Source organism: Streptoverticillium olivoreticuli subsp. olivoreticuli, from assembly GCF_003391135.1.
In the GTDB taxonomy this organism is placed as follows: Bacteria; Actinomycetota; Actinomycetes; order Streptomycetales; family Streptomycetaceae; genus Streptomyces; species Streptomyces blastmyceticus.
Genome location: NZ_CP031455.1, coordinates 7979231 through 8002501, shown reverse-complemented (window position 1 = coordinate 8002501; position 23271 = coordinate 7979231). Strand labels below are relative to the sequence as shown.

At 70.7% G+C, this 23271-nt stretch carries 19 protein-coding genes and 1 riboswitch; of the genes, 12 read left to right on the top strand and 7 right to left on the bottom strand.

What is annotated here, in order from left to right:
• Positions 1–147: 147 nt before the first annotated feature.
• Genes DXZ73_RS34725 through DXZ73_RS34715 form a run of 3 tightly spaced genes read right to left on the bottom strand, consistent with a single transcriptional unit; the run spans position 148 to position 2472 of the window.
• Positions 148–1359 carry an MAB_1171c family putative transporter gene (locus DXZ73_RS34725; RefSeq protein ID WP_116214903.1) on the bottom strand — a complete coding sequence of 404 codons (1212 nt, stop codon included), beginning with the start codon at positions 1357–1359 and terminating at the stop codon, positions 148–150.
• A complete protein-coding gene (locus DXZ73_RS34720; RefSeq protein ID WP_116214902.1) occupies positions 1352–1990 on the bottom strand; it encodes a hypothetical protein in 639 nt (212 codons plus the stop codon). Before DXZ73_RS34720 ends, DXZ73_RS34725 begins: the two co-directional genes overlap by 8 nt.
• A complete protein-coding gene (locus DXZ73_RS34715; protein ID WP_116216077.1) occupies positions 1987–2472 on the bottom strand; it encodes a helix-turn-helix domain-containing protein in 486 nt (161 codons plus the stop codon). The genes DXZ73_RS34720 and DXZ73_RS34715 overlap by 4 nt, the downstream gene beginning before the upstream one ends.
• A 385-nt stretch (positions 2473–2857) precedes the next feature.
• Here DXZ73_RS34715 and DXZ73_RS34710 point away from each other — a divergent pair, with 385 nt between their 5' ends.
• Entirely contained in the window at positions 2858–3790 is a 933-nt protein-coding gene (locus DXZ73_RS34710) for a trypsin-like serine peptidase (protein ID WP_116214901.1), read from the top strand.
• 65 nt (positions 3791–3855) lie between these two features.
• On the opposite strand, the gene DXZ73_RS34705 is transcribed toward DXZ73_RS34710, so the two are convergent.
• From DXZ73_RS34705 to cobN, 3 genes are all read right to left on the bottom strand, one after another.
• Complete coding sequence (locus DXZ73_RS34705; protein ID WP_116214900.1) at positions 3856–4623, bottom strand: hypothetical protein; 768 nt, start codon at positions 4621–4623, stop codon at positions 3856–3858.
• Positions 4623–5882: a VWA domain-containing protein gene (locus tag DXZ73_RS34700; RefSeq protein ID WP_116214899.1), complete on the bottom strand. Its 1260-nt coding sequence runs from the start codon at positions 5880–5882 to the stop codon at positions 4623–4625. The genes DXZ73_RS34705 and DXZ73_RS34700 overlap by 1 nt, the downstream gene beginning before the upstream one ends.
• A 69-nt stretch (positions 5883–5951) precedes the next feature.
• The gene (gene cobN, locus DXZ73_RS34695; protein ID WP_116214898.1) at positions 5952–9557 is read right to left on the bottom strand and encodes a cobaltochelatase subunit CobN; all 3606 of its coding nucleotides are present in this window, start codon (positions 9555–9557) and stop codon (positions 5952–5954) included.
• 112 nt (positions 9558–9669) lie between these two features.
• Positions 9670–9743, bottom strand: a riboswitch (cobalamin riboswitch).
• A gap of 129 nt (positions 9744–9872) precedes the next feature.
• Between cobN and cobG the strand changes: the two genes are divergently transcribed.
• The 5 genes from cobG (at position 9873) to DXZ73_RS39785 (ending at position 16560) form a co-directional block, all read left to right on the top strand.
• On the top strand, positions 9873–11204 hold the full coding sequence (gene cobG / locus DXZ73_RS34690) for a precorrin-3B synthase (protein WP_240351624.1): 1332 nt from the start codon (positions 9873–9875) through the stop codon (positions 11202–11204).
• Between the two features lie 86 nt (positions 11205–11290).
• Positions 11291–11917: a precorrin-8X methylmutase gene (locus tag DXZ73_RS34685; protein WP_205519400.1), complete on the top strand. Its 627-nt coding sequence runs from the start codon at positions 11291–11293 to the stop codon at positions 11915–11917.
• Positions 11914–13419, top strand: a complete 1506-nt coding sequence (locus DXZ73_RS34680; protein WP_116214895.1) for a precorrin-2 C(20)-methyltransferase — start codon at positions 11914–11916, stop codon at positions 13417–13419. The genes DXZ73_RS34685 and DXZ73_RS34680 overlap by 4 nt, the downstream gene beginning before the upstream one ends.
• Before the next feature lie 161 nt (positions 13420–13580).
• On the top strand, positions 13581–15305 hold the full coding sequence (locus DXZ73_RS34675; RefSeq protein ID WP_162890532.1) for a recombinase family protein: 1725 nt from the start codon (positions 13581–13583) through the stop codon (positions 15303–15305).
• A 1027-nt stretch (positions 15306–16332) separates the two neighbouring features.
• On the top strand, positions 16333–16560 hold the full coding sequence (locus tag DXZ73_RS39785; protein WP_240351385.1) for an HNH endonuclease: 228 nt from the start codon (positions 16333–16335) through the stop codon (positions 16558–16560).
• A gap of 99 nt (positions 16561–16659) precedes the next feature.
• On the opposite strand, the gene DXZ73_RS34665 is transcribed toward DXZ73_RS39785, so the two are convergent.
• On the bottom strand, positions 16660–17052 hold the full coding sequence (locus tag DXZ73_RS34665) for a hypothetical protein (protein ID WP_116211893.1): 393 nt from the start codon (positions 17050–17052) through the stop codon (positions 16660–16662).
• A 625-nt stretch (positions 17053–17677) separates the two neighbouring features.
• On the opposite strand from DXZ73_RS34665, the gene DXZ73_RS40705 reads away from it, so the two are divergent.
• From DXZ73_RS40705 to DXZ73_RS34630, 6 genes are read left to right on the top strand one after another with little or no spacing between them, the layout of a single operon-like run.
• Positions 17678–18124, top strand: coding sequence for an HNH endonuclease signature motif containing protein (locus DXZ73_RS40705; protein ID WP_116214893.1), 447 nt, complete (start codon positions 17678–17680; stop codon positions 18122–18124).
• Positions 18125–18140: 16 nt separating this feature from the next.
• Positions 18141–18620 carry a P27 family phage terminase small subunit gene (locus tag DXZ73_RS34650; protein WP_116214892.1) on the top strand — a complete coding sequence of 160 codons (480 nt, stop codon included), beginning with the start codon at positions 18141–18143 and terminating at the stop codon, positions 18618–18620.
• Positions 18613–20298, top strand: a complete 1686-nt coding sequence (locus tag DXZ73_RS34645) for a terminase large subunit (protein WP_240351623.1) — start codon at positions 18613–18615, stop codon at positions 20296–20298. The genes DXZ73_RS34650 and DXZ73_RS34645 overlap by 8 nt, the downstream gene beginning before the upstream one ends.
• Before the next feature lie 17 nt (positions 20299–20315).
• Entirely contained in the window at positions 20316–21746 is a 1431-nt protein-coding gene (locus tag DXZ73_RS34640; protein WP_116214891.1) for a phage portal protein, read from the top strand.
• Complete coding sequence (locus tag DXZ73_RS34635) at positions 21747–22727, top strand: hypothetical protein (protein ID WP_116214890.1); 981 nt, start codon at positions 21747–21749, stop codon at positions 22725–22727.
• Between the two features lie 9 nt (positions 22728–22736).
• The gene (locus DXZ73_RS34630; protein WP_116214889.1) at positions 22737–23246 is read left to right on the top strand and encodes a hypothetical protein; all 510 of its coding nucleotides are present in this window, start codon (positions 22737–22739) and stop codon (positions 23244–23246) included.
• Positions 23247–23271: the final 25 nt, after the last annotated feature.

Here is a 23271-nt window from a genome sequence, read left to right as displayed (position 1 = left end):
ACGAACCGCAGAGACCATGGTCATCCGCAGACAGCGGAACGCGCACGGGCGACGCCGGGTCCGTATCGCTACGGACCCGGCGCCGGCCTGTGGCGCAGGCGGCCTTGACCCCCGTCCAGGGCCGCCTCGTCTGTGGGCCGCGCGCCGTCAAGGACGACGTGCCGCGCAAATCTCCCGTAGTTCGTCGAGCACGGAGTCGACCACCGGGTCGTGGTAGACGTCCGCGACGCGTGCCAAGTGCTCGTGTTCCTCGGCCGGATCGGCACTGACGGTCATCACCACACTGTCCGCGTGCGGTGCCGGCACATGGCCGGTGACCTGGTTCGCGAGGCCGCGGCGCAGGGCCGCCGCCTCCACCACCGCGGCCAGGCCGCGCTCGTCGAGAGCGGCGGCGGTCGCTTTCTCGCGGGCGATGTCCAGGGTCGCGGCCTCGACGTGGCGCCGGATGCCGCGCTGGATGTCGCGGATCTCGGCCATCTGCCGGTTGGCCCGCCACTCCAGGTCCGCGAAGGGCCAGCGGCTCGTCCAGCGGTGCCCGGAGATGGTGACCTCCGGGGCGTGGGCGGTGACATCCTGCCACAGCGGCTGGAGTCGGCGCAGCCGCCGCCAGGCGGCCACCCGCGGCCCGGCGGCGGGCAGCGAGAAGCCGACGAGGACCAGCAGCGCGGCGACCGAAGCGCTCATCGGGGCAACGCCGTTGGACAGCCAGTACGCCTCGTGGCCGCCCCAGCTCAGCACGAAGCCGACCAGCTTGCACAGGCAGTACAGCAGGCCCAGCCAGCAGCCCGCGGCGAGCGTGCGCAGCCCCTTGGAGAGCCAGGAGCGGCCCAGTTGGGTGGCGTAGCGCGGGCAGAGCGCGCCGAGCCCGGCGAGGCTGATGCCGAAGATGGCCAGATACAGCACCAGGAAGGCGACCACTCCGGGCGCGTCCGCATAGGCGGTGCTGAAGTCGCGGGGATGCTCCACGGCGTCGGGGCGGCCGACGGCGAAGCAGACGATCGCCGCCGTCCACGCCACGCCCAGCGCGACGACCGCGAACCGTGACCGTGCCGCGGCACGGGCCCGCGCCGCCTCGTCGCCCCGGCTGGTCCAGCGCAGCAGCAGCACCGTGGCGCCCGACGCGAACAGCACGACGGCCGAGTACAGGAAGACCATGGCCAGGTTGGCCACGCCGGTCAGCCGGTCGAAGGCGCGGTAGACGCTGGGCGCGGAGAACAGGAAGACGACGGGGACGCCCGAGGTCATCAGGGCGGTCAGCCCGAGGTCCACGTTGCCCCGGTCGCGGAACCAGGCGCGGGCCTTGTAGCCGACGATGGCCCAGGCGACGGCGCTGAAGGTCAGGTAGAGGACGTCAAACACCGGTGACGCCTCCTTCCCTGAGCTGTTGGCGCACGTGCTGGAGCGCCGGTCCGAGCGAGGCCGCGAGCTCGGCGGCCTCCCCCTCCAGCGGCGCGTCCTGGCCCGGCGGCGGAGGCACGATCTTCTCCATGAGAAGGGTGCCGAGGATCTCGGTCTCGCGCTCGGTGAGGTTGTCGTAGCAGTGGTGCCGGGCGAGACCCATGGTCAGGCCCATCCGGCGCATGGCGGTGGCCACGTCGACCGACGGCGTCCACACCTTGAGGGCGTCCTCGGTGACGGCCGGGTCCTGGTCGTGGCCCAGCAGCAGGTGGCCGACCTCGTGCAGCACGATGTGGACCTGGTGCCAGGGCGAGGTCTTCTGTTCGTAGATGACCCAGAACGCGTCGTCGGTGGTGGCGGTCATGCCCGAGACGACACCGTCCAGGCTCATCGGGACCAGACGGATGGGCCGGCCCACGCGGCGCGCGACGACCTGGCACAGGCCGTGCAGATCGGTCGACGCGGGCAGCGCGAGCTCCTGGATGAGCTGCTTGCAGCGGCGTCGTATGCGCCCCACTCGCATGCCTGCACCGTCCTCGTCCTCGGTACGCCGCCAGTAGGTGAAGAGCTGGTCATCCGCCGTGACGGTCACGGGCGCTCCTCACCACCCGCGTCGGGCGGGTCGGCCGGAAGGTTCATCTGCTGCCGGAACTGGGCAATGATCGTGTTGAGGCTGTCCTGGACCTCGGGCGGCAGCCCCACCGAGCGCAGGGCTATCGCACGGACGCGCTGATCCCTCATGGCGACGAGGAAGCGGACCTCCTCCTCCACCCGCTCGGCCTGGGAGGCCGAGAGGTCGCCCATCAGATAACCGACGGGCACGGCGAAGAATTTCGCGAGGGCGCGCAGCACATCCGGACTGGGGTTGGCGCGCCTGCCGTTGCGCAGCATCGACAGATACTGCTCGGTGAGCCTCACCCCTCCGTACTCCTCGGTCCCGCAGCTGATCTCCTCGGCCACGTGACCATTGGTGTACGGCGCCCCCGGCGGATGCATGTTCGCGAACAGGTAATTGAGCCGCTCCGCGAGCGGGCTGCCCATCTCACCTGCCGACCTGTCGCCCCCGACTGCCATCTGCTCCGTCCTCACGAGCTGTCCCCACGTCACCTCACGGTCAGTTAAGCCCGAGGTGGCCACAGGGAGCATCCTGTCACGGGAGAACGCCGGACACTAGTCCGTTCGGTGTTCTCCCTGCGTGAACGACTTAACCACGAGTTGATATCGGGTCTTCACCCCGAATCCTCGGCCCGTTCCGCTCCCGGCATCCGGCCCGCGCGCGGACACGGCGACGACACCCGAACACATGTGTCCGAATCCGGTCGTCCCGGTGAATCCCGGCGCGCCGGGCTCTCGTTCCCTCCGGCGGTCCGTAGGACGATGACACGCTCGTCCCGCACGCGCCCCAGGCCTCTTATCCCTCATGCGGGACAACGGCGAGCCGAACGAGAGGAATCCGTTCATGAACAGATTTCTGAGACATCTCGCCCTGCGGGGCGCCGCCGCCCTGCTCCTCGGACTGCCGGCCGCCCTCGTGCCCGGCACGCTCGCGGCCGCCGCGGGGCCGCCCGGCGCCGCCGCGGCCGACGCCTACTGGACGCCGCAGCGGATGGAGTCCGCGCTGCCGGTGGTGACCGGCAAGCAGGCGCCGCCGCCCCCGGCGGCGGAGCCGGAGGGGGCGGTGCCGCCCAGCCATCCCTTCGACGGACTGCCGCAGGTGGGGACGTTCTTCTGGACCGACGGCAAGAACACCGGCCGCTTCTGCGGCGGTACGGTCGTCCGCAGCCCCGGCCACGACCTGGTGATCAGCGCGGCCCACTGCCTGCGCTCGCCCGACCCCAAGCGGCACCTGTCGTTCGTGCCGCAGTACCACGACGGCCTCAAGCCGCACGGCGTCTTCCCCGTCGAGAGCATCTACATCGACCAGCGCTACTACGACCTGGGCACGGACGGCGGGGCGCGCTGGGACTACACGGTGGTCCGGCTCGGCCCGCGCGAGGACGGCACCGAGGTGCAGAGCGCCGTGGGCGGCTTCGACTTCGCGATCCGCAGCGGGTACACGCACGGCGACGTACGCCTGATCGGCTACCCGGGCAGCAGCGACGCCAAGTACCCCAAGCCGCTCGACTGCTCCTCGTCCACGCACCGTTACACCAGCACCGACCCCAAGGCCCCGGGTGACTTCCTGGAGATCGCCTGCGCGGGCTACGTCGGCGGGACGTCGGGCGGGCCGTTCCTGGTCCCGGATCTGACGGGCTATCTGCTGATCGGGGTCATCGGCGGCTATCACACGGGCGGGGACACCCCCGACATCTCCTACAGCTCGTACTTCACCGACGACCTGCTGGATCTGTATCTGCAGGCGGCCGAGGGCGACCCGCCCGCGCGGCGCTGAGACGACGACGGCGCCCGTGGCCTTTCCCGGCCACGGGCGCCGTCGTGCGCGAGCTCCTGCTCCTGCTACTGCCCGACGGGCGGGCGGTGGCGCCGGTGGGGGTGGCGGGTCAGGGTGTAGCCGCCGATGGCCGCGAGCGCGCCGAGCACGGCGCCGCCCACGGTCCAGGCCCAGCGGTCGGAGAACCAGCTGCCGTTCCAGCCGCTCTCCGGCTCCTTCAGGGCGGCCGCGTGCAGCGGGGCGCCGAGTTCGCCGCCCTCGGCACGGGAGCCGCCCGCGTCCTTCGCGTCCGCCTGGATCTCCGCCTTCACCGGCAGGCCGAGGTCCTGGGCGGGTCCGTCGGAGACGGTGAGCCGGGCGTAGTACGCGCCGGGCAGCGGATCGTCGGACCACCGCTCGGCCCACGGGCGGACGGTGCGCAGCGTGCAGGTCACGGTGACCGAGGCGGCCTGCGCGGCCGCCCGCTGCGTGGGTTCGCCCGAGGCGCACGCCTGGCGGCGGCGCAGACCGTCGAAGAGGTCCAGCTGCCAGGTGGCGGCGCCGTGCCGCAGGGAAGCCTCCGGCAGCTGCACGGTGGCCTTCACGGTCGCCTGCTGCCCGGCGCCCGCGGGGAACTGCCAGTAGAGGTAGTCACCGGTCGACGCGTTCGCGGTGGCCTTCTGCCCCTGCTCGACGGCGGTGGCGGTGCGGAAGGTGGTACCGGCCTCCGTCGGGGCGTCCTCGCCGTTCGCGGACGGGCTCGGGCCCGGGGCGTCCGCGAAGGCGCCCCCGGCGGAGGTGAACAGGGCGGCGCCGGCGAGCAGCGCGGCGGCCATCACACGGGTTGCACGCATCAGTTCGCCCTCCACACAGCGACGCGCCAGCGGGACAGCCAGCCCCACACCAGTCCGGCGAGCAGTCCGGTCACGGCCAGGACGGCCAGCAGCACCCAGCCCCGGCCGAGGCCGAAGGCGGCCAGGTCGGAGGGGTTGTCCGGGGACTTCACCAGGTCGACGGCCAGCTCGAGGGGCAGGCCCGGGTCGCGCTTGACGGACGGCGGCGCGGAGAAGGAGTTGGAGACCTCCAGACAGACCGTCCGCGCCTCCTTGTCGTTCTTGTCCTTCGCCTTGGCGACGGGGTAGCGCAGCCCGGACGACATCACGTCCGTACGGCCGCTGCCCGCGTCGGAGCCGCGGACCAGCTCCTGGCCGTTCTCCCCCACCGCGCGCACGAGCACGCCGTAGTCGCGGTCGACGGCGCGGTCCGCGCCCACGCTCACCGAGGTGCGCAGCTCCTGACCCGGCTTCACCTGGACGCGGTACCAGCGGTGGTCGGAGAAGGTCTCCCGGTCGGTCCAGATCCCGGCGCCGACCTCGGGGGCCTTGGCGCACTCGGCGGCGCCCTCCACGGGCTTCGGGGTCTCGACGGGGGTGTCGGCCCGGCGGACGATCTGCTTGATCTTGCCCGACAGCTGGTCGGTGTGCTGGACCGAGGTGAACGTGCCGCCGGTGGCCTCGGCGATGCAGGTGAGCTGCTCGCGCGTCTTGTCGTCGTGGGCGAGACCGAGCGTGTCGATCGTCAAGTGCGTGCCCTTGGCGGCGAGTTCGCGGGCCACGTCGCACGGGTCGGGCTGGCCGCAGGAGTCCTCGCCGTCGGTGATGAGGACGATCCTGCGGGTGCCCTTGTCGGTGCCGAGGTCCTGGTCGGCGCCGCGCAGCGCGTAGCCGATCGGCGTCCAGCCGGTGGGCCGCAGGGTGGCGACGGCCGCCTTGGCCTCCGTACGGTCCACCGGTCCGACGGGGTAGAGCTGCTTGGAGTCGCGGCAGCCGATCTCCTTGTCGTCACCGGGATAGTTGGCGCCGAGCGTGCGGATGCCGAGCCGTACTCCGCCGGGAACGGCGTCGATCACTTCGTTGAACGCCTGCTGAGCGGCCGCCATGCGCGACTGGCCGTCCACGTCCCGGGCTCGCATCGAGCCGCTGACATCCAGTACGAGCTCGACCTTCGGGGAGTCCTTAGAAGGTCCGTCGGCGGCGCTCGCCGGGGCGATTCCTACGGCCAGCGCGGCGAGCAGAGCGCATGCGCCCGCCGCGAGCCGTCTTGTGATGATCATCCGAAGATCCTAGTGAGGCCGGGGCGACAGCCCCAAAACGGCCTGCCCCGGGCCCGGGCGCCGGACGGGCTACTCCTCGTCGCCCTCCAGCTCACCCTCCGTCTCCAGGAAGGCCCGCTTCAACGCCTCCAGCGTCTCCGCGTCCGGCTTCGCCCACATGCCCCGGCCCTCCGCCTCCAGAAGGCGTTCCGCGATGCCGTGGAGGGCCCAGGGGTTGGCCTCCTGGAGGAAGGCGTGGTTCTCCGGGTCGAGGACGTAGGTCTGGGCGAGCTTGTCGTACATCCAGTCGGGCACGACGCCGGTGGTGGCGTCGTAGCCGAACAAGTAGTCCACCGTGGCGGCGAGTTCGAAGGCGCCCTTGTAGCCGTGGCGGCGCATCGCCTCGATCCAGCGGGGGTTGACCACGCGGGCGCGGAAGACGCGGGACGTCTCCTCGACCAGGGTGCGGGTGCGGACCGTCTCGGGGCGGGTGGAGTCGCCGATGTACGCCTCCGGGGCCCTGCCCCCCAGCGCCTTCACGGTCGCGACCATGCCGCCGTGGTACTGGAAGTAGTCGTCGGAGTCGGCGATGTCGTGCTCGCGCGTGTCGGTGTTCTTGGCTGCGACCGCGATGCGCTTGTAGGCGGTCTCCATCTCCTCGCGGGCCGGGCGGCCTTCGAGCTCCCGGCCGTAGGCGTAGCCGCCCCAGACGGTGTAGACCTCGGCGAGGTCGGCGTCGGTGCGCCAGTCGCGGCTGTCGATGAGCTGGAGCAAGCCGGCGCCGTACGTGCCGGGGCGGGAGCCGAAGATGCGGGTGGTGGCGCGGCGTTCGTCGCCGTGGGCGGCGAGGTCGGCCTGCGTGTGGGCCCGTACGAAGTTGTCCTCCGCGGGCTCCTCCAGCGCGGCGGCCAGCCGGACGGCGTCGTCCAGCAGGCCGATGACGTGCGGGAAGGCGTCGCGGAAGAAGCCGCTGATGCGCAGGGTGACGTCGATGCGGGGGCGGCCGAGCTCCTCCAGGGGGATCGGTTCCAGGCCGCCCACACGGCGGGAGGCATCGTCCCACAGCGGGCGGACGCCCAGCAGGGCGAGGGCCTCCGCGACGTCGTCTCCGGCGGTGCGCATGGCGCTCGTGCCCCACAGGGACAGGCCCACCGACTTCGGCCAGTCGCCGTGGTCGGTGCGGTAGCGCTCCAGGAGGGAGTCGGCGAGGGCCTGGCCGGTCTCCCAGGCCAGGCGGCTCGGGACGGCCTTGGGGTCGACGGAGTAGAAGTTGCGGCCCGTCGGCAGGACGTTGACCAGGCCGCGCAGCGGCGAGCCGGACGGGCCCGCGGGGACGAAGCCGCCGGCGAGGGCGTGCACCGCGTGGTCGATCTCGTCGGTGGTCGCGGCCAGGCGCGGCACGACCTCGCGGGCGGCGAAGTCCAGGATGTCCGCGACGGGTTGCGGGTGTCCCTGCGCGACGCGGGACACGGCGGCCGGGTCCCATGCCGCGTCCTCCATCGCCTGGACGAGGGCGCGGGCCTGCTCCTCCGCCTCGTCGGCGGTGGTGCGGGTGGCGGCGGACTCGTCGAGGCCGAGGGCCTCGCGCAGGCCGGGCAGGGCGGCGGTGCCGCCCCAGATCTGCCGGGCGCGGAGGATGGACAGGACGAGGTTGACGCGCTCGGGGCCGGTGGGCGCGCCGCCCAGGACGTGCAGGCCGTCGCGGATCTGGGCGTCCTTGACCTCGCACAGCCAGCCGTCGACGTGCAGCAGGAAGTCGTCGAAGCCGTCGTCGTCGGGGCGGTCCTCAAGGCCGAGGTCGTGGTCGAGCTTGGCGGCCTGGATGAGGGTCCAGATCTGGGCGCGGATGGCGGGCAGCTTGGCCGGGTCCATCGCGGAGATCGACGCGTATTCGTCGAGGAGCTGTTCCAGACGCGCGATGTCGCCGTAGGACTCGGCGCGGGCCATCGGCGGCACGAGGTGGTCGACGAGGGTGGCGTGGGCGCGGCGCTTGGCCTGAGTGCCCTCGCCGGGGTCGTTGACGAGGAAGGGGTAGACCAGCGGCAGGTCGCCGAGGGCGGCGTCGGGGCCGCAGGCGGCGGACAGTCCGGCGTTCTTGCCGGGCAGCCACTCCAGGTTGCCGTGCTTGCCCAGGTGCACCATGGCGTCGGCGCCGAAGCCGCCGTCCTCGCGGGAGGCGGCGATCCAGCGGTAGGCGGCCAGGTAGTGGTGCGAGGGCGGCAGGTCGGGGTCGTGGTAGATGGCGATGGGGTTCTCGCCGAAGCCGCGCGGCGGCTGGATGAGGATCAGCAGGTTGCCGCGGCGCAGGGCCGCGAGGACGATGTCGCCCTCGGGGTTGCGGCTGCGGTCGAGGAACATCTCGCCGGGCGCGGGGCCCCAGTGCTCCTCGACGGACTCCCGCAGTTCGAGCGGCAGTTCGGCGTACCAGCGGCGATAGTCGGCGGCGGGGATGCGGACGGGGTTGCGGGCGAGCTGCTCCTCGGTGAGCCACTCCTGGTCGTGGCCGCCGGCCTCGATGAGGGCGTAGATCAGCTCGTCGCCGTCGCCGGACGCGAGGCCGGGGACGGGCTCGTCCCCGAAGTCGTAGCCCTCCTCGCGCAGTCGGCGCAGCAGGGCGACGGCGCTGGCGGGGGTGTCGAGGCCGACGGCGTTGCCGATGCGGGAGTGCTTGGTGGGGTAGGCGGAGAGGACGAGGGCGAGGCGCTTCTCGGCGGCCGGGATGTGGCGCAGCCTGGTGTGGCGTACGGCGATGCCCGCGACGCGTGCGGCGCGCTCGGGGTCGGCGACGTACATCGGCAGGCCGTCCTCGTCCACCTCCTTGAAGGAGAAGGGGACGGTGATCAGGCGGCCGTCGAACTCGGGAACGGCGACCTGGGTGGCGGCGTCGAGCGGCGAGAGGCCCTCGTCGTTCTCCTCCCAGACGCTGCGCGGCCCGGTCAGGCAGAGGGCCTGGAGGATCGGCACGTCGAGGGCGGCGAGCGCGCCCGCGTCCCAGGACTCGTCGTCGCCGCCCGCGGAGGCGGCGGCGGGCTTGGTGCCGCCTGCGGCGAGGACGGTGGTGACCACGGCGTCGGCGGTGGTGAGGGCCTCGACGAGCGCGGGTTCGGGGGCGCGCAGGGAGGCCACGTAGAGCGGCACCGCGACGCCGCCCGCGTCCTCGACGGCACCGCAGAGGGTGTCCACGAAGCCGGTGTTGCCGCTCATGTGGTGGGCGCGGTAGTAGAGCACCGCGATGCGGGGGCCGCCGGCGTTCTCCGCGCGCGGGGTGCGCTCCAGCGGGCCCCAGGTGGGGGCGGGCGCGGGCGCCTCGAAGCCGTGGCCGGTGAGCAGCACGGTGTCGGAGAGGAAGCGGGCGAGCTGGCCGAGGTTGGCCGGGCCGCCGTGGGCGAGGTAGGCGTGGGCCTCGGCGGCGATGCCGATGGGCACCGTGGAGTGCTCCATCAGCTGGGCGTCGGGCGCCTGTTCGCCGGTGAGGACGACGACGGGGCGGTCCCCGGCGAGCAGCAGGTCGAGGCCCTCCTGCCAGGCGCGTACACCGCCGAGGAGGCGGACGACGACGAGGTCGGCGCCCTCCAGGAGGGCGGGGAGGTCGTCGAGGGCGAGCCGGGCGGGGTTGGCGAGCCGGTACGGGACCGGGCCTTCGGCCGCGCGGGCGCTGAGCAGGTCGGTGTCGGACGTCGACAGGAGAAGGATCACGCGGCGCTCCCCAGGGCATCGAGGGTCGCCCGGGGCGTGCGGGACCGGAATATGCGCATGCGGCGGCAAGCCTTCCTCGGGGTCCGCGCCCCGGGCGGTTGGAGGACGGCGGGAGTTCCTGACTCGCCCGGCATCGCTGCCGGGCTCACAGTGGCGGGACCGTGCCGGAGTCTCACCGGCTTCCTCCCCTGGCGCCGTCGCTGGCGTTCGGTGCGGGCCGGACCACCTGGGCCGACCCTTCCGTGAGCATAGTAAGCGCTGGCGGGCGCCGTAGGGGCCGGTGCGCGGGGCGCGGTCGTCGGTATGCTCGCCGCCATGTCCGTCACCCCCACATCCGCCTCGGACCGGGATAACTCCGGCGGCGCCGCCGTACCCCCGGGGACGCCCGTCCGCGCGGGCGGTGACTCCTGTCCCGGCGCGCTGCGCCTGCATTCCGCCGACGACGGCGCGCTGGCCCGCGTCCGGCTGCCCGCCGGACTTCTGACGGCCCATCAGGCGCAGGTGCTCGCGCGGCTGTCCGAGGAACTGGGCGACGGGAACCTCGACATCACCTCGCGCGGCAACGTGCAGTTGCGCGGCCTGCCCGACGGCTGCGGCGGCGAGCTCGGCGGGCGGCTGCGCGAGGCCGGAATGCTGCCGTCCGACCGGCATGAACGGGTGCGCAACACCGTGGCGTCACCGCTGTGCGGCCTGGACGGCGCCGGGTACGGCGATGTGCAGGCCTGGGCGCGCGAACTGGACCGGCTGCTGTGCGCGAACCCGGACGTGACGGACCTTTCGGGGCGGTTCCTCTTCGGTCTGGACGACGGCCGGGGCGATATCGCGGCCCTCGCCCCCGATGTGACATTGATCGCAACCGGGGTCGACCAGGCGCTGCTCGGCTACGGAACCTCCGCTTCCGGCCTGCGGATCGCCGCCGGGCACGGGCCGCGGGCGGCGGTCCTCGCGGCGGAGCAGTTCCTGGAGGCGGCGCACGGGAGCGGCACCGCCGCCTGGCGCGTCAAGGATCTCCCCGGGGAACACCGGCCGCGCGTCGGCCCGTTGGCCCACCGGCTCGCCATCGCGGGCATCGTCTCCGCACCCGCCACGCTCGCGCCGCCGCACGGCGCCCCGGTGGAACCGGGCCCGGTCACCGGCCCCTACGGGCGCACCGCCCTCTCGGTCGCGGCCCCCCTCGGCCGGCTGACCGCCGCTCAGTGGCGGCTCGTCGCCCGGACCGCGGCCGAGTACGGGGCCGGTGAGCTGCGTGTGACACCCTGGCGCGGCATCGTCGTGCCCGGCCTGCCGACGGTTACGGCCCCGGCCCGGCTGGCCGCCCTCGCGGACGCCGGACTCGTCACCTCCGCCGCCTCCCCCTGGCACCGGGCGGGCGCGTGCGCGGGTCGCCCCGGCTGCGCGAAGTCCCGCGCGGACGTACGGGCGGACGCGGCGGCCTGCCTCGCGCACCAACGGACCGGCGGCCTGCCGGTGTACTGGTCCGGGTGCGAACGAAGGTGCGGCCACCCCGGAGGGTCCTGGGTGGATGTCCTGGCGACCGGTGACGGGTATGAAGTCGCCGTACGGAACGGCACCTCGGACGGCACGGCGCGGACGGTGACGGCGGCCGAGTCGGCGGCGGCGGTGACGGCCGCGCGGAGGACGACATGAGCCGTACGGACGGACGACACGGCGGCACCGGACGGCCCGTGCCGCACACCACGGATCCACAGAGCCAAACCAGCAAGCGAGGCAGAGTGTTCGAGTACGAAAAGGACGGCGCGTCCATCTACCGCCAGTCCTTTGCCACCATCCGCGCCGAGGCCGACCTCGGCGCGCTGCCGCCGGACGTCAGCCAGGTCGCGGTGCGCATGATCCACGCCTGCGGGATGGTCGATCTCGTACGGGACATCGCCTACAGCCCGCGGGTCGTGGCCCGCGCCCGGGAGGCGCTGCGCGCCGGCGCTCCGATCCTGTGCGACGCGAACATGGTCGCGAGCGGCGTCACCCGCAAGCGGCTGCCCGCCGACAACGAGGTGCTCTGCACCCTCGCCGACCCGGCCGTGCCGGAGCTGGCCCGTGCCATGGGCACCACGCGCAGCGCCGCCGCGCTGGAGCTGTGGCGGGAGAGGCTCGACGGGGCCGTGGTCGCGGTGGGCAACGCGCCGACGGCGCTGTTCCGGCTGCTGGAGATGGTGCGGGACGGCGCTCCGCGCCCGGCCGCCGTCATCGGCATCCCGGTGGGCTTCATCGGCGCCGCCGAGTCCAAGGACGCGCTGGCGGAGAGCCCGTTGGGGCTGGACTACCTGGTGGTGCGGGGCAGGCGGGGCGGCAGCGCCATGGCCGCGGCCGCGATCAACGCGATAGCGAGCGAGGAAGAGTGAACGAGCAGCAGACCACGGGCCGGCTGTACGGGGTCGGGCTCGGCCCCGGCGACCCGTCCCTGATGACCGTGCGCGCCGTCGAGGTCATCGCGGCGGCCGATGTCGTCGCCTACCACAGCGCCCGGCACGGCCGTTCCATCGCGCGTTCCATCGCCGAACGCCATCTGCGCCCCGACCACATCGAGGAGCGGCTGGTCTACCCCGTCACCGTGGAGACCACCGACCACCCCGGGGGTTACCGGGGCGCGATGGAGGAGTTCTACGAGGAGGCCGCGGCCCGGCTCGCGGCGCACCTGGACGCCGGGCGCAGCGTCGCGGTGCTCGCCGAGGGCGACCCGCTCTTCTACAGCTCGTACATGCACATGCACAAGCGGCTGGCCGACCGCTATCCCACCGAGGTGATCCCCGGGGTCACCTCGGTCAGCGCGGCCGCCGCCGCGCTGGGCACCCCGCTGGTGGAGGGCGAGGAGGTGCTGACGATCCTGCCGGGCACGCTGCCCGAGGAGGAGCTGACGGCCCGTCTGGCGTCGACCGACTCGGCCGTGGTGATGAAGCTCGGCCGGACGTTCCCCGCGGTGCGGGGCGCGTTGGAGCGCTCGGGCCGGCTCGCGGACGCGCGCTATGTGGAGCGCGCCACGATGGCCGGGCAGCGCACGGAGCCGCTGGCGGACGTGGACCCGGAGTCGGTGCCGTACTTCTCGGTGGCGGTGCTGCCGAGCCGCGTCGACGCGGCCCCGGCGGCCGGTGGCCGGGGCGAGGTCGTGGTGGTCGGGCTCGGCCCGGCGGGCCCGCTGTGGCTGACGCCGGAGGCGCGCGGCGAGCTGGCGGCCGCGCAGGACCTGGTCGGTTACAGCACCTACATCGACCGGGTGCCCGTGCGGCCCGGTCAGCGCCGCCACCCCTCCGACAACAAGGTGGAGTCCGAGCGCGCCGAGTTCGCCCTCGACCTCGCCCGGCAGGGGCGCCGGGTCGCGGTCGTCTCCTCCGGCGACCCGGGCGTCTTCGCGATGGCGACGGCCGTGCTGGAGGTCGCCTCGGAGGACCCCTACCGCGAGGTGCCGGTGCGGGTGCTGCCCGGCATGACCGCCGCCCACGCCGCGGCCTCCCGGGCGGGCGCGCCGCTCGGCCACGACTACGCGGTGATCTCGCTGTCCGACCGGCTGAAGCCGTGGGAGGTCATCGCGGAGCGGCTGCGCTCGGCGGCGGAGGCGGACCTGGTCCTGGCCCTCTACAACCCCGGCTCCCGCAGCCGCCAGTGGCAGGTCGGCAAGGCACGCGAACTGCTGCTGGAGCACCGGACACCGGACACGCCGGTGGTACTGGGCCGCGATGTGGGCGGGCCGTCGGAGAGCGTGCGCGTCGTGCGGCTGGGCGACCTGGATCCGGCGGAGGTGGACATGCGCACGATCCTGCTCGTGGGGTCGACACAGACGCGAGCGGTCCGCCGCGGCGCGGACGGCACGGAGATCGTCTGGACCCCGAGGCGCTATCCGGAGCGCTGACCACCCACCGGGGCTCCGCCCCGGACCCCGCGCCTGCGGCGGGCTTGTTCCCCACCCCGCCCCTTCCCGATGCTCCAGAGTGATAGTTCTGGAGTGGTCGGCTCATGGTGGCATCCTCGCAGGTCAAGCGGTCCCGGCAAGCTCTGATCCCCACGGAGGGCATGGAACAGAGCTATGCACCCGTGGGGACCACCACGGGGACCGTGTTCGCCGAGACCCTGCGTGGGGTCCGGTGCATCCGATTGTCTGTGCGGACGGATGAGACGACCAGCCCCGAGCGGCAGCGCGAGGCCGACGACATAGCCGCGGCAGCCCTCGGCATCGATTTCGGCGAGGGCGAGGCGCTGCGGGAAGCGGTCGACCTGGACGTGTCCGCGTCCAAGACCGGCCCGTTCGACCGTCCGCAGCTCGGTGGGTGGCTCGCACGCCCGCAGGACTTCGACGTCCTGGTCTGGTGGCGCTTCGACCGCGCCATCCGGTCCATGGCCGACATGCACGAGCTCGCGAAGTGGGCCCGCGAGCACCGCAAGATGTTGGTCTTTGCCGAGGGCATCGGCGGGGGTCGGCTGGAGTTCGATTTCCGCAACCCCATGAACCCCATGAGCGAGCTCATGATGATGATGCTCGCCTTTGCCGCACAGGTCGAAGGCCAGAGCATCAAGGATCGCGTCACCGGGGCGCAGGCAGCCATGCGCAAGATGGCGCTTCGGTGGCGTGGCGGGGGTCAGCCCGCGTATGGCTACCTGCCCGCCCCCATGCCCGCAAAGTACGGCGGGGCCGGCTGGACGCTGGTACCGGACCCCAAGGCCGTGGAGGTCATCGAGCGGATCATTGCCGAACTGGTGGCCGGTCTGACCACACACGCCATTGCGCAGAAACTCAATGCCGATGGTGTCCTGTCCCCGTCCGCGCACTGGAAGGGGTACCAGGCCCGGAAGAAGAACAAGCTCGACACCGAGACCGCCGAGCCGAAGAAGCGCCCGGCACAGTGGCGCGCCCAGACCATCACCCGCATGCTCACCAACCCCGCGCTCCTGGGCTGGAAGATGCACGCCGGGAACCCGGTGCGCGACGACCAGGGCAGCCCTGTCATGGCTACCGAAACACCGATCCTCACCCGCGAGGAGTTCGATCAGGTGAGCGCGCTGCTCGCGCCGAAGCCCACCGCGGAGAAGGCACCGCGCCGCCCGGACTCCAGCGCGCTGCTGCTACGCGTTATCCACTGCGACGGGTGCGGCAGCCGCATGTACCTGAACAAGTCGTCGGGGAACTACGGATGCAGCTCGTACAAGTACGGGACGCACTGCCCCGCTCCGGCGACCGTCCGCGCCGCGTGGGTGGACGACTACGTGACCGCCGAGTTCCTGCGCGCTGCCGGACCCGTCCAGATCACCCGCGTCACCGAGATACCCGGATACGACCCGCAGCCCGAGATCGACGCCACCACGGCGGAGTACGAGGAGCACCAGACGCAGAAGGGACGCCAGAAGTCCAAAGCCGCACAGGCAGCCTGGCAGCGCCACGGGGACGCCCTGGACGCCCGCCTTGCCGAACTGGAGACCCGCGAGAAGCGCGAACCCCGGCGCGAGGCCGTACCCACCGGGCGCACGTACGCCGACGACTGGAACGCAGCCGACACCGAGGGCAAACGCACCATGCTCGTGGACACAGGGGCCCGCCTGGAGGTCAAGCGCGGGACCAAGGGCGGGTGGCGGACGCTCGACCTGCGCCGCGTCGAGTTCACCATCACCGGAGACCTCGACCCCTGCATTGAAGAGGTCGACACCAACGCCGGAGCCGTTGCGAAGGAAGACGTCCCCGAGCACGCCCCCGCACAGGGCGCCAGCGTGCGACTCCACCAAGATGCGCTAGCCCCCGCCGCATAACGCCCGCTGCGGACCCGAGAGCCCTCGGGTGACCGGCTCATTACTCGGGACTCTCCCGTGCCCGCAGACAGGCGTACGGGCCTTCCCGAAGGCCCCGCCGGCTCCGGGCTCGGGCCGAGGCTGCCCTACAGCGGGCCGAGCGGTGTTGGAGTGACGGTTATACCGGTTTTTTAGAACACATAGAAAAAATAAGAAAGAAGGGAGACTGCTACCTCAAACGGCACCGCATCACCGATCGGCCCGTTGGGCAAGGCTTGCTCCCCGCTACACCCGGGAGAGAGCCCCGCCCCTCGCCTGACGCGTGGGCGGGCAAGGGTTGCTCCCCACTAAGCCCGGGAGAACGACCGGCCAGTCCCGCCCTGCGGCGGACCACGGCAAGGGTTGCTCCCCACTACTTCCGAGAGTCGGGATTACCGCGCACCCACCCCGAGGGGGAACCTTGGCGGTCTGAGTGCCCGACTCTCGGAACCAGCGTTGCCCGTGCACCACGCACCCCGCGTTACTCGGGGTGGCCTGCGGGGGTCGTGAGGCAACGCATGCGGGGGCCGTACCGCCCATCAGTAACCCACTCCCTTCGGGGAGTGCGCCGAACGGGGTTGGAAGCCCGTACGGCCCCCACACAGCCCGGACCGGCCCCGCCGGCTCGGGCCCCAACAGACTCACGCGTGTGGTGTGCAGCATGCATACCGGCCCGAGTAGCCGACCCCGGCGGGGGCCCGGCGAAACGGCGGGAGGAGACGGCGCGATTCCGTCCACGCGTGCCCCCTGACCGGCCTACGCAGCCGCGAAGGGGGATCGAGCCCACTGACCCAGCGGAAGAGGTGCGCCGTAACCAACCGGCAGAGTGCCCCGGTTCGAGTCCGGGGGTGGGCACGCAACGACAACGAGCACCAGGCGGTGACAGATGACGAGCTGTATCGAGTGCAGCGAGGCGGCAACTCGCCGTGGACGCTGCGAAGTTCATGATCGGCAGTACCAGAGTCGGCCCACGGTTCGGGCTCGGCGTTCGCGAGGGCGACGGCGGGCCGTGCGGTATGACGCTGCTGCGCGGCTCCGCCGTACGCTCGACAGGCGGGGGCTCGGCTGTTGTGACTGGTGCCTGGACGACTTCCCCGCGGACGGGGTGGACGTGGACCATGTGCGCCCGCTGTCCCTCGGTGGCGAGGACATAGACAGCAACGTTCAGGTCTTGTGCCACGGCTGCCATGGGCTCAAGACCCGTACGGAGTTCGGGGACGCTGATCCGCAGTTCTGAGCTAGGCCGGTTGGTCTTCGGTGTGCCAGTCAATGGTCTGGTTGCACACCAGTTCGCGTGCTGCCCTGGCAATAAGGTGAGGTAGCCGATACATAGCGGTTAGGTGATCTTCCAAGTGATGTCCTCGCGGAATTCGTGGGTGACCGGGTCGAGCGCATTGCCGATGCCCGACTTGCCCCTCCCAGGGAGCTTGCCCGGGGCCCCAATGAAGCCCAGCAAGCTGACGACCAGGCCGCCAGATGCGCCGTCGATAAGGGCAGCGATTTCCTGCCCCGGCCTGCCGTCCCAGGTGAAGGTCCCCCCTTTAGACAGGATGAAGACGGGTGCCCCGCGCCACGTACCATCTAGCTGGGTAGCGCCAGGCGGAACGGTGCCGATGGTCATGTTTACGAACTGAGATGTGCTGGGGTTGTCTTTGACCGCGAGTTTCACATCGACGTTGAAGTCGAAGGCGTCCGTCGCCGTCTCGTTGGCCTTATCTCCGTTACTCATGCCGTCCTCCCTGTTCTCGCAGCCGCCTCCAAGATGCTGCTTGGCCTTTCCCTGAGGCTGCCCCACGCGTTTCCCGGGTACGCGCCATGTCACCCATACGTGACTGACAAATCGATCCCCCGCCCTGTTGTTCGGAGGTGCCCCCGTGCCCCGTAGACCCCGCCCCCCTTGCTCTGTCCCCGGGTGCCCTGAGCTGACCACCGGTGGCCGCTGTGAGGCTCACCGGCGCGAGGCCGAGCGACAGCGTGGGACGACTTCGGAACGGGGCTATGCCACGCGCTGGCAGCGCATCCGTAAGGCGTACCTGTACCGGAACCCGTGGTGCCTGCTGTGCGGGCGCACGGCGACGGTGGCTGACCATTTCCCTTTGTCCCGGCGTGAGTTGGTCGCCCAGGGCGTGGCCGATCCGGACGCGCCGCATCGACTCAGGCCGTTGTGCACTCAGTGTCACAACCGGGAGACCGCGAAGCGTCAGCCGGGCGGTTGGGCTGCCGCGAAGGTCAAGCCCGTTCGGTCGTGATGTCCGATTCGGACCAGGGGGGTACCCCCTGCCCCTCCCCACGCTGATCGGCAGGGAGGTTAAAAACTCGCGTGGTTCATTAGGCCGTTTTGGTGGGGGGTGACCATGCGTAATGCCGCATTGCTCGATCCCCGAGACCTACGACGCATGGAGATTCAGTCCCGTTCGGGCGTCGATGGTGCCCCATGCATTCTCTGGACTGGTGCGCTGGACGGGGGCGGCTACGCCATGACCAAGCGGAACGGTCGTTCTTCAAAGGTGCATCGACTCATGTATGAGTCCATAAGGGGCGAGATACCAAGCGGCCTTGTGCTCGATCACCTCTGCCGAGTTAGGCACTGCGTAAACCCCGCACATCTTGAAGCGGTTAGCAATGCCGAGAACGTCAGGCGAGGATCGAATACCAAACTGACCATGGCCGACGCGATGGCTATACGGGATGAGTTCGCGCAACCCAACTCGCGGACAAAGACCGCGATAGCGGCTGCCTACGGCGTTAGCCGGACTGCTGTGCGCCTGCTGTTGGCGGGCGAAACCTGGGTTGCCGAGTGAACAGAAGGGGGGTCGCATGGCTGTACCTGGGCAGAAACCCAAGCCTCATATGCAGGCAGTACGCGAGGGCACATTCCGCGCTGATCGCAACAGCGAGGGCGCGCGGTTTGCTCCGCTGTCCCCGGTCGAGCCGGACTGGTCCGAGCTGTTGCCGGGCGACTTCGCCGAGGACGTACGTGCTAAGGCAGCGGACGTTTGGGCCCGGACCATTCCGGCTCTGGTCATGTCAGCCGGCCTGACCGATCCACAGCGGGAAACCGCCATTGAGTATTGCGTGACAGTCGCTCGACTATGGCAGGCGGAACGGGAGTTGTCCCGTACTGGCCTGGTGGTCGAGACGGAGCGCGGGAACGTTAAGTCCCCGTGGGTGACAATCGCGGGTCAGTACCGGTCTCACTTCCGGTCGCTGGTCGGCGAACTCGGGCTCTCGCCCGCGTCGGCCACGCGGATTACCCCGCCGGAAAGCGGGGGCAACGATGACGGGATCTTTGACTGACGAACTGCCGGTCCCGTATGACGCGCTGCTAGAACTCGGCATGAGCCCCGAGGAGATATCTGCGGTGCTCACCTCGCGACCCCTGGTGGTCGCTGCGCAAGCCCGAGACACTCCGGGCGCCTACTTCGACGTTCCGTCCGCACGGCGGGCGCTCGACGCCGTTCAGTCGTTCAAGCACACGAAGGGGCGGTGGGGCTCAACCCCTCTGACGCTTTCGCCGTGGCAGGTTGTTTGGGTGATCGCGCCGATCTTCGGTTGGCTCGCCTACGACGACGAGCTAGGCCGAGCCGTGCGTGTCATCCGCTCGGCGTGGATCGAAGTTCCGCGTAAGAACGGCAAGTCAACGCTTTCGTCGGGCATTGGCCTGGTGCTGCTGCTCGCCGACCGCGAGATCGGCGCCGAGGTGTACGCGGCCGCTGGTTCGCTCCCACAGGCCGAGCGCGTCTTTGACGACGCCAAGCGCATGGCGCTGACCAGTCGGGCCGTACGGGGCCGCGTAGAGGTTCTGCGGGGTGTTATCCGCGTGCCTCGCACGGGCGGTGTGTTCCGTGCGCTGTCGAAAATCGCGGAGACCGCCCACGGGCTGAACGTGAGCGGGGCAATTGTTGATGAGGTGCACGTGCACAAGCGCCGTGACTTGGTCGACGCGATCGAGACCGGTACGGGTGCCCGGGACCAACCGTTGGTTGTTTTCATCACGACTGCCGATGAGGGCACCGAGGGCAGTATTTACGACGAGAAGCACACGTACACGCGCCGCTGCGCCGACGGGATCGTTGACGACCCTGGGCATTACGGCGTGATCTGGGCTGCCGAGGAGGGCGACGACCCTTACGCCGAGGAGACGTGGCGCAAGGCGAACCCGGGGCTCGGCGCGTCGCCCTCGCTGGCGTACATGCGTCGTGAGGCGAACAAGGCCCGGTCGACGCCGAGTTACTTCCCAACGTTCTGTCGGCTGTCGCTCAACAGGCGTATGCGCTCGTCCTCGCGATGGTTGCCGTTGCCGCTGTGGGACGACAACGCGGGGGCTGTGGATGAGCAGCGTTTCCGGTACCGGCGAGCGTGGGGCGGGGTCGACCTGTCAGCCGTATCCGACCTTTCTGCGTGGGTGCTCGCTGTTGAGTCCCGCAAACCGGGGGTCGAGCTGGAACTGATCTCTCGCTTTTGGCTCCCCGAGGAGCGCGTAGACGAGCTTGAGGCACAGCTACAAGTCCCGTTGCGGCAGTGGGTAGATGAGGGATTGTTGACGCTGACCGAGGGCGACGCGATCGACTACGGCGCGATCGAACGGCAGATCATCGCGGACTGTCGCCGGCTGGACGTGCAGCGCATCAGCTATGACCGCATGTTCGCGGGTCAGCTCGTCCAGCGCGTGGAAGCCAAGACACGCGGCGTGGACCTGGTGCCGATCGCGCAGACGTATCTAGGCATGAGCCCCGGCAGTAAGGAACTTGAGCGTCTGTTGCGCGAGGGTCGAATACACCACGGCGGTAACCCGATCCTGCGATGGCACGCAAGCGTCGTTGAGGTCTACCGGGATGGTAACGACAACATGCGGCCCGTGAAGCCCGACCGGGGGAAATCCTCGGCCCGAATCGACGGTATCGCCGCAACGGTCATGGCGCTGGACGGGTACGTCCGTCGACCGCTGAAACGAGCCCGCGCCGCGAGCGCATAGAGACCGAGGGGGGATGTATGGCTGAGACGCCTCTACAGATGACAGAGCGGCTGTACCGCAAGCTACAGCGGCGCAAGCGTGAGGCTAAGCGTTGGTCGGCGTACTACGAGGGGGAACACCCGCTTCTGTTCGCGAGTCCTGAGTTCGCGAGCCAGACAGGCGGGCTGTTCGATGACTTCTCCGACAACTGGTGTGCGACCGTTCCCGATGCGACGGTCGAGCGGTTGCGACCGTTGGGGTTCCGGCTGGAGGACGGGACGCTTGACCAGGCAGCCAGCCGGGCATGGCGGCGCTCCGAATGTGACGTTGAGGTTGGTCTAGCGCTGCTGGAATCGCTCATTACGGGACGCTCGTACGCGCTGGTGTGGAAGCCGGACGGCGTGAACACCGAGATCACGTTTGAGCACGCGTCCACTGCTGTAGTCGAGTACGTCCCGGGTCGTCGACGGCTCCGCGCTGCGGGGCTGAAGGTGTGGCGCGATTGGGATACGGAGTTTGCGACCTTGTTCACGCCGACCACGGTCTACCGGTGGCAGCGTCCGGCCCGTGGGGGCGGGCAATGGACGGACCGCACGGCGGGGCTCTCCCGTGGCGAGCCGTCGCACCTGCCGAACCCTCTCGGTGCGGTGCCGCTGGTCGAGTTGCCGAACCGGTCTCGGCTGAGTGCTGCGCCCCGGTCCGAGCTGCGGACGGTCGTGCCTCTACAGAACGCCGTGAACACCTTGTGGGCGCACCTGATGACCGCGAGCGATCAGCGTGCGTTGCCTGCCCGCGTCGTGCTCGGCATGGATCGCCCGGTCCGCGAGATCGTGGACGAGACAGGCGAAGTGGTCGGCGAGGAGGATCTACCGCTAGACCGCTTCCGCTCGGACCGTCTGCTGTGGCTGGAGCGCGAGGGCGCGTCCATTGCGGAGTTCTCCGCGGCTGACCCCGCGGGATATCTCGACGTGATCAATCAGGCGGTCGAGCACATCGCCGCACAGACCCGCACCCCCGGAACCTACCTAAACGGCAAGTTGGTCAATGTGTCGGCTGAGACGCTGGTGGCGTCCGAGGCGGGTCTAGTGGCCAAGGTGGTTGAGCGGCAACGTCACTTCGGGGCGGCGCTGCGCGAGGTTATGCGGCTGGAGGCTCTGGCAGCCGGCGAGGCGAGCCGGGCGGAATCGCTCGCGCTCGGCTCGGTGGTCTGGCGTGACCCGCAGTTCCGCAGCGATGCGCAGTATTCGGACGCGCTCGTCAAGCTGAAGGCTGTCGGCGTTCCCGACGAGGCTCTGTGGGAGCGCATCCCGGGTGTCACGCCGGATGAGATCGAGCGGTGGAAGAAGATGCGCACGGATGCGGCGGGGGCGATCCTCGGCGGGAACGTCGCCGAGCTGTTCGGCCCCAAGCCCGACCCCGACCAGGGCGAGCCTGACGCGACTGCCGATGAGCCGCCGGAAGCGGCGTAGATGGGCCGTACGGAGACACTGGCGGCCGACCGGTACACACAGGTGCAGTCGATTTCGCGGGGCGTTGTCGAGGCTGTGCAGGGGCTTTGGCGGGACGTGCCGGCTGACCGGATCCTGTCCGGCATGCAGGGAGAGGCTGGAAGCCAGATTCTCCGCGCTGTGATGGCGGGGCAGCTCTCGGCGGCCGAGGGCGCGCAGGTATTCGTTTCGGCGTCCATGCTCGCGCAGGGTGCGGCAGCCGGCCCGCTTGGCATGGTGGACGCGTCCGCGTTCGTCGGGCTCGCCTCGGATGCCCGTCCGCTTGCCTCGCTGCTGCAATTGCCCGCGATCACCACGGCGCAGAGTCTCGCGGTCGGCGAGAGCGCGGAGGTGGCGGCGCTGCGGGGGCTGACACAGATGTCCACCATGGTCAGCACACAGATTGCCGACACCGCGCGTGCGGCTACATCGGTCGCCATGGCCGCGGAACCGTCGTGCGTCTCGTACGTGCGGGTGGTGCGGCTGCCCGCGTGCGCCCGGTGCCTCATCCTCGCCGGTCGGCAGTACAGCCGTTCCAAAGGCTTCCAGCGGCACCCGCGCTGTGACTGCGGCATGCAGCCCATGAGCGATACGCAGTGGAAGGCGACCAAGACCCCGGAGGACATGGTTCGCGAGATGACGCCCGAGCAACAGCGGAAAGCACTCGGCGCGGCAGGGGTCAAGGCGTTCGAAGCGGGCGCCGATCTCGGGCAGCTCGTCAACGCCCGCCGTGGGGTGGCTACGGCTGCCACGGGTCGAGGGGCGATGACGGTCACGACCGAGGGCACGACCAGACGTGGTATCGGCGGCAAAGCGCTGGACTCGGGGTTCCAGAAGAACCCGGGGCAGCGATTCGAGCGGGCGAAGGAAAGCCGTCTAATGCCCGAGACCATTTTCAAACTCGCGGGAGATGACCGCGAGCATCAGATAGCCATGCTCAAAAAGCACGGCTACATCACGTAGGGGGAACTGATGGCAGACGACCCGCAGAACAGTCCGGGCACCGTCGAGGAGGAGCACCAGGACGAGCCCGGTACGGGTACCGGCGACGAGCACCAGGACGAGCCGAAGCGCGCCGACCAGGCCGAGCCGGAGCGCGAGCCCCGCGCTGCCGAGACGCCCGCCGAGCCTGCTGTAGTCGACGGCGCAGACCTTGACGCGCTCCGGACCGAGATCCGGCAGGAGTTCACGGCGCAGCTCGTCCGTGCAGAGGTACGAGCGGCTGCCGCTGGGCGGCTCCGGGACCCCGCCGACGCGCTTGCCCTGCTGGACGTGACCGCTCTGGCCGGCGACGGGGGCGACGTCGACACCGCAGCGGTTGCGGCGGCCGTGGACCAGCTCGTCAAGGACAAGCCCTATCTGGCGGCCGAGACCGCAGGGTCCGCCCCGTGGGGCGACGTGGGCGCGGGTCCACGTGAATCCGCCGAGCCCGAGCCCGCTACCCCGCTTGACCGTCTGCGGCGCGCGTTCGGCACCAGCTAGCAGAATCGTTCCACCACCCTTTTCC